Below are 8,484 nucleotides of genomic sequence, written 5' to 3' on the forward strand. Positions count from 1 at the left end.
ATAGCTGCCTTTTAAGGAGCCCCGCCCCGGTCCACCGGGTACGACTTCACCTGACTTAGCCCCTTCCGCATATCAGCGCGTCACTGGGCCCAGGAGGATCAGGCTCTTGCATAAAGACTGTTTAGCAAGGATGGGAAATTCCCCCATCACTTGGAACATAACAGTTAGAAAATAACACCCCATGATAAACCACGTATCATATAAAAAGCTTGAAGTTTGAACATGAGGTGCCCTTTCCGCTTCTTTCACTAGTTTACTAGCTTATAAAGCAACGTTTCGTTTAATTTTGTTAAGGAGTTACTGGTGGCATAGGTTTTGCAGTTAATGTTACTTTTAATTCTTTAGTTGCATTACCTACTTTAACGTTAACAGTTAATTTAGTTTCTGCAACACCTTCTTTAAGCTCAGCTTTTGCATTTTTTGTACCGTTATCAGTGATTGAAACGTCAGCGGTCTTCTCAGGAGAAATTGTTACAGTCTCCGCTACGTCACCCTGGATAGCTTTATTACCGTATTGATCCACAGTAGCAAAGTTTAGGTTTGAATGGCCATCCCCTTTAACAATCGGGGTTGCAATTGTGTATGTTCCTCCATCAGCAATTGCAGTAGTAATTGCTTTAGCAGCATCATAGTCGTCTGAGTCTGTAGAAGTTTCAGATGTAGTAAAGAAAAAGTCTTCTACTTTTTTATCATCCGCTGACACTATGAACTTCTCTTCAAGCACTTTACCCGTTGCATTGATTGTTACTCTTAAAGTGAATTCAGTATCAATTGGCTTGCCACCTTTGTCAGTATTTAAGTTTTCTTTATTAACTGTAATTTCACCATTTGATACTTTTGGTGGCTCGACTCCGTCTGCTTTTCTCCCTCCAGAAATCGTTGCAGTGTAATCATTGTCATCTAAAGCAACTTTTCCGCCGTCCAACAAGCCGTTAACTGTGAATTTTTTGTTACGCGCATCTTGCACATCGGCTGCTTGAACCTTTCCTATTGGCGCAATTTCGTATCCTTCGTAGTTTGTACCATCAGTGACACGTACTTGAGCATCTGCTGTGCTAGCTGCGATTTCTGTGACACCATCAGCTTTAAGCTCAGCAAGAACAAGTTGTATTGTCTGGCTTCCATTCTTATTAAGGGCTGTTACTGTTACACCTTTACTATCTGTAATTATATTATTTGGTGATGCTGGAATAGTAACAACATTTGAAGCAGAGTCATTAGCTTTCACAACAATACCTTTTCCAGTTGCCAAATAGGCCTTCACGTCTGCATCCTTCATAGAACGACCATATTGATCTTCAACTACAACATCTGTGTAATTAATAGTTGCCGGTCTTTGAGCTTTAAGCGTTAAAGGCTTTTTCAGACCGCGAATTGTAGTAGGCACTGCTTTTTTATCAACTCTAATTATAGATGTCGCAACCTTATATGTTGAGGATTGGGCTACTAACGGGAATGTGCCGTCAGTCGTATTGATATTAGAAGGAATTTTAATGTAAATATTGCTGTCTTCTCCTTCAACAAATTGCAATGGGTCGTTATTAAAGGTTGCTTTTACACCTTTTTCCGGGTTGTTTAGTATTTTTGTATCTGTGATTACTTTCCCTTCTTTATCAATAACAGATACAGGTACTAAGATATCTTCATTAGCAACTGCAATTGCTGGGGGTGACAAGTTGACAACATCCGCACGCGTAGTTTCAGCGACCACAATATTGTAAGAATCATTTTTCCCGGAAGTTGTTGAGATTAAAGTAACTTTACTCTCACCAGCTTTTTGTACACCTGATAATTTTAAGCCGAGTTGTTTTTTACCATCAATTGTCAAACTAGAAAGTTCAACAGCATTTCCTGCGCCAGCTGTTTTGATAACTGTTGGATTTGTTTCTGATTTTATTAGCCCTTTCGAAGCTTTTTCTGCATCAGTTATAGCATTGCCGTATTGGTCTTTTACATCAACCAGGAGATAAAATTCGTCACTAGTTTTAGTATCTTCATTTAGTTTTTTGCCATCTTTATTGTAAATCCCTTTGATACCCACTTCTGACACTGCGGATTCAGCTGACAAAGTAAGTGTCTTCGTAGCCGACTTGGCGCTATCAGCATGAACAAGTGTGATCGGAACTTTATCTCCAACCTTGTATTTATTGTCATCACCTAAATCAATAGTCACAACGCCAGTTGATGGGTTAGGAGTTACCGAAGGACTGTTAGTAGTTAAGTTGGTTGTTTTTGTAACATCTTCACCATATTGGTTTTTTACTTGGTAAGCTACAGTTGCACTAGTTGGGTTAGCGTTACGATTTACTACAGCAATATCTGATAAAATCTCAATGGAGTCTACTCTCTCATCTTCCACCTGAACCGAACCAGTTAGCGGCTTTTCAGAAACACCGGTTACATTAACGACATATTCGCCTTTAGTTAGCTTTGTTGTAAGTTCAAGTCGAACAGATTTGTTGTCTTCCGCCCATGTTGTTTTAGAAATGTTTTGCTTAATAGTTGATTTAACTACTTCAAGCTTAGCTTTATCAGCGTCTATACCTGAATCAAATGTTACTTCCAGTGTTTTTGCATTAATCGCCTTTACACTTTCAATTGCCACTCCCTCAGAAGGAGCTTCGTATTTATCAATTGTTCTCTTTAAGAATGATGAAAACTGTCCGCGAGTAACATTGTTAAGTGGCTTGAAATTATCAGTCGCAACAGTAATGCCAAGGTTAGCAAGCGTCTGAACGCTTCCTTGGTGAGTCGGACTTACGTTTTTAAGATTGATTTTAACGTTTTCGTCCGTGTCTAGCTTTTCTAAGTCGTATGCTCGTACGAGAACTGAAGCCATTTGCTCACGGTTAATGTTTTTCCAAGGGTTGAACTTCCCTTTAATTTTATTGCCTTTACTATCTTTACCGAACTGGCCAAAGATTCCTGCTGCTGTTACTGCAGCAATCTCATCTGCATATTCGCTGTTTTCGTTTACATCTGTATAAACGCTTAGCACTTCTTTCACATTAGATGGTGTTCTAAGTTCTAATGCCCGCGCGAACATGACTGCTGCTTGCGCACGGAATAGAGGGCCTTCAGGATTAAACCTTCCAGTTCCATCATTAAGTCCTGTAACGATTCCTCTTTCTGCCATTGCCATAATCGCATCGTAGTGCTCATGGTCAGGCTTTACATCTGTAAAATCCTTTGTTTCGGCTGCCGATGCAACAGGTGCAACAGCAGAAACTGCAGCCGCCGCTGCGATCGTTGTAACCGCATATTTACGGTAAGAGCTCTTCTTTGACATAAAACAATTTCCTCCCTTTATGGTTATAATTCTCTGCTTCCTGACTAAACGTGAACATATGTAAGGAAACTACTAGGATAATAGCCACTTGAATTTTAGTATAATTATAGAAAGTAAGTTTGTCAATTCCATTTGATGAAATAAATGGGATTTATGACAAAATTCTACTCTACCTATAATTTTTTTGCAAGATAATATATTTTTTAACATGGAAAGCGCCAAAAAATTAAGAGCCAGAGCCCCATTTTGACAAGGATTTCAATCTCGAGTGATCGTTTCTTTGTTTGGCGGCTGCAAATGAAAAATATTAGTAATTTAATTGTTTTTAAGATAAAATTTACTGGTATTGAATCTTAATGATTATTTAACTAGTGAAAAGGATGTCGCAGATTATGTACTACCTCAACGTTCTTAAGTTATTCGTTTCATTTGGCGATCAATTGGATCGAATAAGCCATGCTGAGCGCATTCGTAATGTATGGAAGCTCACCGGCTTGCTTGTTTTTGCCAGTATTGTTACTTATGGGCTTATGGCATATATGGGCATTGGGTCGGCATTGATTATGAGTGGCGGTGCGGCGTATACTCCTGCTGAATATGAGTCGAGCAAGCTTTGGTTTATCATCGGGCGGTCGCTTGCCGGGGCAGTGTCTGCGCTTGCCATGATCTGTATTCCAGCAATGATTTTTAAATGGCTGATCATTGAAGTCCCTTTTCAAAAGCTTATGGCCATGCAACTGGGTGTTTTCGTTATTGTGTTAATCGAGCGGCTCACGTGGATTCCCCTTGCCGTGTTTTTTGGCCTTGATTGGTTTGTTTCGCCGTTTTCATTTGGAGTGATTGCGTCGCATCTGACGTCAAAGCCTTGGCTCATTTACTTTTTTGGGTCGATTTCGATTTTTCAATTGTGGATCATTTCGTTTCAAATTAAATTTTTAAACCGGATGCTGGGCGAAAAGGAAAAATCTGTTTGGCTAGCGGTTATTTTCTTGCGGTTTCTGGAGTGGGTGCTTGCGGCGATTGTCGTGTTTGGAAGCCCGTATGTGATAGGCAGGTGGTTTAGTTGAAGGCGAAAAGGTTGATTTGGGCCGCTGGCTTGCTGCTTATATGCTTGAATATTTTTCTCATTGTAAAGGATAAGGATGGGAAAGTTGAACGTGTGGTTTTTGTGAAGGAATGGAATCCTGTTGCCGAAAGAGATTTGGCCGAGACCCTTCAGACAGAAGGCGTTATCGATTCTGAGAAAGAGCTCGTCTATTTCGATGAAGGCAGCGGGGCGTTTGGGGAGTTTCTGGTCTCTGAAGGGGATGAAGTGAGCGTTGGCAGTCATTTATATACATACGAAGTTCGAAATTACGCTGAAATGAAGGCATCGTTGGAGCGTGACATTGCCAAGTATAATGATGAGATAAAGGCGATTGAAACAGCGATTAAAAAAATGCAAGGGAAACAGGTACAACTGTCCGATACCCGTGTCATTGATCCTAACGGCAGTGAAGCGGTTTCTATAAAACAAAACACAACTGGCGCGGAGATGATGAAGGAACAGTTTATCATTCATAAGGAAGCCGAATTGGAGCAAGTGAAGGCACAGCTTAAAAGTGCGGAATCACAGCTCGCCGACATGACGGCAGGCAGCGGGGAGATTCAAGTGCCAAGCCCTTATTCCGGAAAGGTGACAAAGATTTCGGCGTCACTGGCAAATCCGATCATGGCAATTTCTTCGCCTACACTGGGTGTGGCGGGCGAACTTTCGGAAAAGGAACGCATGAAGGTCGAAGATGGGATGAAAGTCTCTATTTCACTTGTGGAAGATGCTGAAGATAGTAAGACCGCCGCCGATAACAATGATGCGAAAAGCTCGGATAACGAACTTGCCCAAACAGGCGAGAGTGCCGGGCCTAACGGAGAGTTGAAAGATGCTGAAAGCTCAGAAGAGGCGGAATCTGTTGAAGCGGGGAATCACCTTCCTCCCGGTTCAGATGATGCAGATGCTGGCGCTCGCGGCAACGCCGCTATTGCGGAAGATGGAGAAGCTGCTCAAGATGATGGAAGCACAAGGGAGCTGACCGGCGTTATCCATAAGGTAAGCAGTGATCCGAAGCAAGTAACATTGCATGGGGAAAGCATCTACCCATTCCAAGTCGCCTTTGATGATGGCATGGTGCCTGATGATTTGCTTCGCGGCTATCATGTCAATCTTGACATTACCATTTCAGAATCACTCGGCGCCCGTGCGGTTCGTACGGAAAGCATTCACAAAGGGGCTGTTTGGAAAATGACGAACGCTGGGAAACTCAAAAAACAGCCGGTTGAGACAGGAATTGAGATGGCTGATTTCGTTGAGTTAGTGAATGGGCCCAAGATTGGTGACTTAATCGTCGCAAAGCCGGGGAAGCTCGCATTAAAGGACGGGGCAGCGTACATTACTCCATTAAAGCCGGGAAAAGCAACGTGGAAAGAAATGGTTAAAAGCGGCCCTCGGAAACGAAGCCTAGTAATTGGGCTGCTCACAAGGTAACAGAGCGGGTGTCCGGAGAATTGCAGGGAGCTTTTCAATTTCGGATGCATGATACTCTGGATGCTTCACAAAACGAATGGAAAAAATTTATAAAAAAGGTATGCTTTATGGAGGGTGCAATACGGAGGTGAGTATGATAAAAAGAAGTGTGGATATCATTGTTTCACTTATTTGTATTGTGCTTTTTTCAATTGTCCTGTTATTTACTGCCATCATCGTTCGCGCCAAGCTGGGCTCGCCGGTTATTTTTAAACAAAAGCGCCCCGGCCTGCATGGCAGGCCATTTTGGCTATATAAATTTCGAACGATGACAGATGAACGCGATGAAAATGGCAACCTGTTGCCGGATGACATGCGGCTGACAAAAGCCGGACGGATGATTCGCAAATTAAGCCTGGATGAGCTTCCGCAATTATTTAACGTGCTGAAAGGGGATCTTAGCTTGGTCGGCCCGCGCCCCCTTTTGATGGAATACTTGCCGCTGTATTCGGAAGAACAGGCACGCCGGCATGATGTGAAGCCCGGAATAACGGGCTGGGCTCAAGTGAATGGCCGCAATGCCCTTAGCTGGGAAGAAAAATTTGCCCTTGATGTCTGGTATGTTGATCATCAGTCATTTTGGCTGGATCTTAAAATTATTCTGTTAACCATTGTGAAAGTATTTAAGTCTGAGGGGATTAATCAAGAAAACCATGCGACGGTTGAAAGATTTACCGGAACGCCGAAATCGGAGGCTACCAATGGAAAAAGTGATTCTAATCGGGGCAGGCGGACATAGCAAAGTCATTCAAGATAGCTTGAATCAAATGCGCGATCTGGAATTATACGCCATTTTGGATGATGCTTTTCGCCAAACCATTGAAAAAGACGGAATCATGTATGCGCCGACGGATTTTCTGAACACCATCAATAGGTCAGATTATAAATTTTGCCTTGCCATCGGGAGTAATTCCGTTCGCAAAAAATTATTTGGCACATTAAATATTCCTTTAACCCGTTATCTTTCCGTGATTCACCCGCATGCCACCATTAGCCCATCTGCCCGCATTGGGCATGGCACGGTTGTGATGGCCGGGGTTGTTATAAATGCTGATGCCACGATTGGAAACCATTGTATTATCAATACAGGCTCTGTCGTTGAACACGATAATAGGGTTGGAGATTTCGCCCACATTTCCCCGAATGCAACATTGGCGGGGAGTGTGGCCGTCCTGGAAGGGGCTCATGTCGGGGCAGGGGCGACAGTGATTCAAGGAATGCGGATCGGCAGTTGGAGTACAATCGGAGCAGGGGCGGTTGTCGTTAAAAATGTTGAAAGTAATGTGATTGCCGCCGGTGTTCCTGCTCAAGTGATAAAGCGTAATGAAACAATGAATGAAATGAGTGGATTAGATGAAGCAAGATCATGATCGAATATTTCTCTCGTCTCCCCATATGAGCGGAAACGAACAAAAATATATTGATGAAGCGTTTGCTTCGAACTGGATTGCGCCGCTCGGAAACAATGTTGTGGAGTTTGAAAAAGAACTCGCCGATTATAATGATGTGAAAGATGCCGCAGTTTTGAATTCCGGCACGGCGGCGATCCATTTGGCTTTACGATTATTGGATGTTGGATCTGGAGATACGGTCTTTTGCTCATCTTTGACATTCGTCGCAAGTACCAATCCGATTATGTACCAGGGAGCGACGCCTCTATTCATTGACTCGGAGCTGGAGACATGGAATATGTCACCGGCCGCACTGGACCGTGCGTTGAAAGATGCTTCTATACATGGCAAATTGCCTAAAGCGGTTATTGTCGTTAATCTTTACGGGCAAAGTGCCCAAATGGATGAGTTGGCCACAATATGCAGCTACTATAATGTTCCGATAATTGAAGATGCCGCAGAGTCGCTTGGAAGCGAGTTTCAGGGGAAGAAAAGCGGCACATTCGGCAAATTTGGCATTTATTCATTTAATGGCAATAAAATCATTACGACATCCGGGGGCGGTGCGCTTGTGTCCAATGACAAAGCAGCCATTGAAAAAGCGCGATTTTTATCACAGCAAGCGCGTGAACAGGCTCTCCATTATGAACACGTTGAAGTCGGATACAATTACCGGATGAGCAATATTGTTGCCGGCATCGGCCGTGGCCAGCTTGAAGTACTCGATGAACGCATTCGCAAGCGAAGAGCCATTTTTGATCGGTATGCAAAAGCGCTTGGCGATATTCCGGGGGTGTCCTTCCAGCCGGAACCCAGAGGCTCAAAGTCGAATCGATGGTTAACTGCTTTAACGATTGATCCCGCTGTAGCCGGTGTTAGCCGTGATGACTTGATTAAACAGTTAAGCGAACACAATATTGAAGCGCGCCCTGTATGGAAACCGATGCACCTGCAGCCATTGTATAGGCATGCGGGCTATTATCCACATGAAGAAAGCACAAGCGTTTCAGATGCCTTATTCAAAAACGGGATATGCCTTCCGAGCGGATCAAATATGGCTGCCGAAGATCAGGAACGTGTTATTGCGGCGGTGTTGGATTTATTCGAGGGAAGGTAATTTTCGTTTGGTTGGTTCAGATACATAGAAAGAGCTATACGATGAATTCGTATAGCTCTCTGATTGTGAAAAGAAAACCATACGCTAGGCGTATGGTTCCGGAAAGCTTTCAGCGATGTATCAAAAA

The 8,484-nt window shown here is 43.2% G+C and carries 6 protein-coding genes; 5 read left to right on the plus strand and 1 reads right to left on the minus strand.

The genetic code is table 11. From position 1 onward, the window contains the following. Positions 1-289: 289 nt before the first annotated feature. Positions 290-3,289: an S-layer homology domain-containing protein gene (locus DCC39_RS05320; protein WP_116553846.1), complete on the minus strand. Its 3,000-nt coding sequence runs from the start codon at positions 3,287-3,289 to the stop codon at positions 290-292. A 392-nt stretch (positions 3,290-3,681) separates the two neighbouring features. Between DCC39_RS05320 and DCC39_RS05325 the strand changes: the two genes are divergently transcribed. The 5 genes from DCC39_RS05325 (at position 3,682) to DCC39_RS05345 (ending at position 8,357) form a co-directional block, all read left to right on the plus strand. Beyond that, the gene (locus DCC39_RS05325; RefSeq protein ID WP_116553847.1) at positions 3,682-4,356 is read left to right on the plus strand and encodes a hypothetical protein; all 675 of its coding nucleotides are present in this window, start codon (positions 3,682-3,684) and stop codon (positions 4,354-4,356) included. Next, a complete protein-coding gene (locus DCC39_RS05330; RefSeq protein WP_116553848.1) occupies positions 4,353-5,810 on the plus strand; it encodes an efflux RND transporter periplasmic adaptor subunit in 1,458 nt (485 codons plus the stop codon). Before DCC39_RS05325 ends, DCC39_RS05330 begins: the two co-directional genes overlap by 4 nt. Before the next feature lie 133 nt (positions 5,811-5,943). After that, positions 5,944-6,588 carry a sugar transferase gene (locus DCC39_RS05335; RefSeq protein WP_116553849.1) on the plus strand — a complete coding sequence of 215 codons (645 nt, stop codon included), beginning with the start codon at positions 5,944-5,946 and terminating at the stop codon, positions 6,586-6,588. Further along, positions 6,551-7,219: an acetyltransferase gene (locus DCC39_RS05340; RefSeq protein ID WP_116553850.1), complete on the plus strand. Its 669-nt coding sequence runs from the start codon at positions 6,551-6,553 to the stop codon at positions 7,217-7,219. Before DCC39_RS05335 ends, DCC39_RS05340 begins: the two co-directional genes overlap by 38 nt. Further along, a complete protein-coding gene (locus DCC39_RS05345) occupies positions 7,203-8,357 on the plus strand; it encodes a DegT/DnrJ/EryC1/StrS family aminotransferase (protein ID WP_116553851.1) in 1,155 nt (384 codons plus the stop codon). The genes DCC39_RS05340 and DCC39_RS05345 overlap by 17 nt, the downstream gene beginning before the upstream one ends. The last annotated feature ends 127 nt before the right edge of the window (positions 8,358-8,484 follow it).

Source organism: Pueribacillus theae (assembly GCF_003097615.1).
In the GTDB taxonomy this organism is placed as follows: Bacteria; Bacillota; Bacilli; order Bacillales; family UBA6769; genus Pueribacillus; species Pueribacillus theae.

Excerpts from the sequence above, each read along its gene's own strand:
- DCC39_RS05320 (WP_116553846.1), bottom strand. The coding sequence starts at position 3,289 with ATGTCAAAGAAGAGCTCTTACCGTAAATATGCGGTTACAACGATCGCA.
- DCC39_RS05325 (WP_116553847.1), top strand. The coding sequence starts at position 3,682 with ATGTACTACCTCAACGTTCTTAAGTTATTCGTTTCATTTGGCGATCAA.
- DCC39_RS05335 (WP_116553849.1), top strand. The coding sequence starts at position 5,944 with ATGATAAAAAGAAGTGTGGATATCATTGTTTCACTTATTTGTATTGTG.
- DCC39_RS05340 (WP_116553850.1), top strand. The coding sequence starts at position 6,551 with ATGGAAAAAGTGATTCTAATCGGGGCAGGCGGACATAGCAAAGTCATT.
- DCC39_RS05345 (WP_116553851.1), top strand. The coding sequence starts at position 7,203 with ATGAAGCAAGATCATGATCGAATATTTCTCTCGTCTCCCCATATGAGC.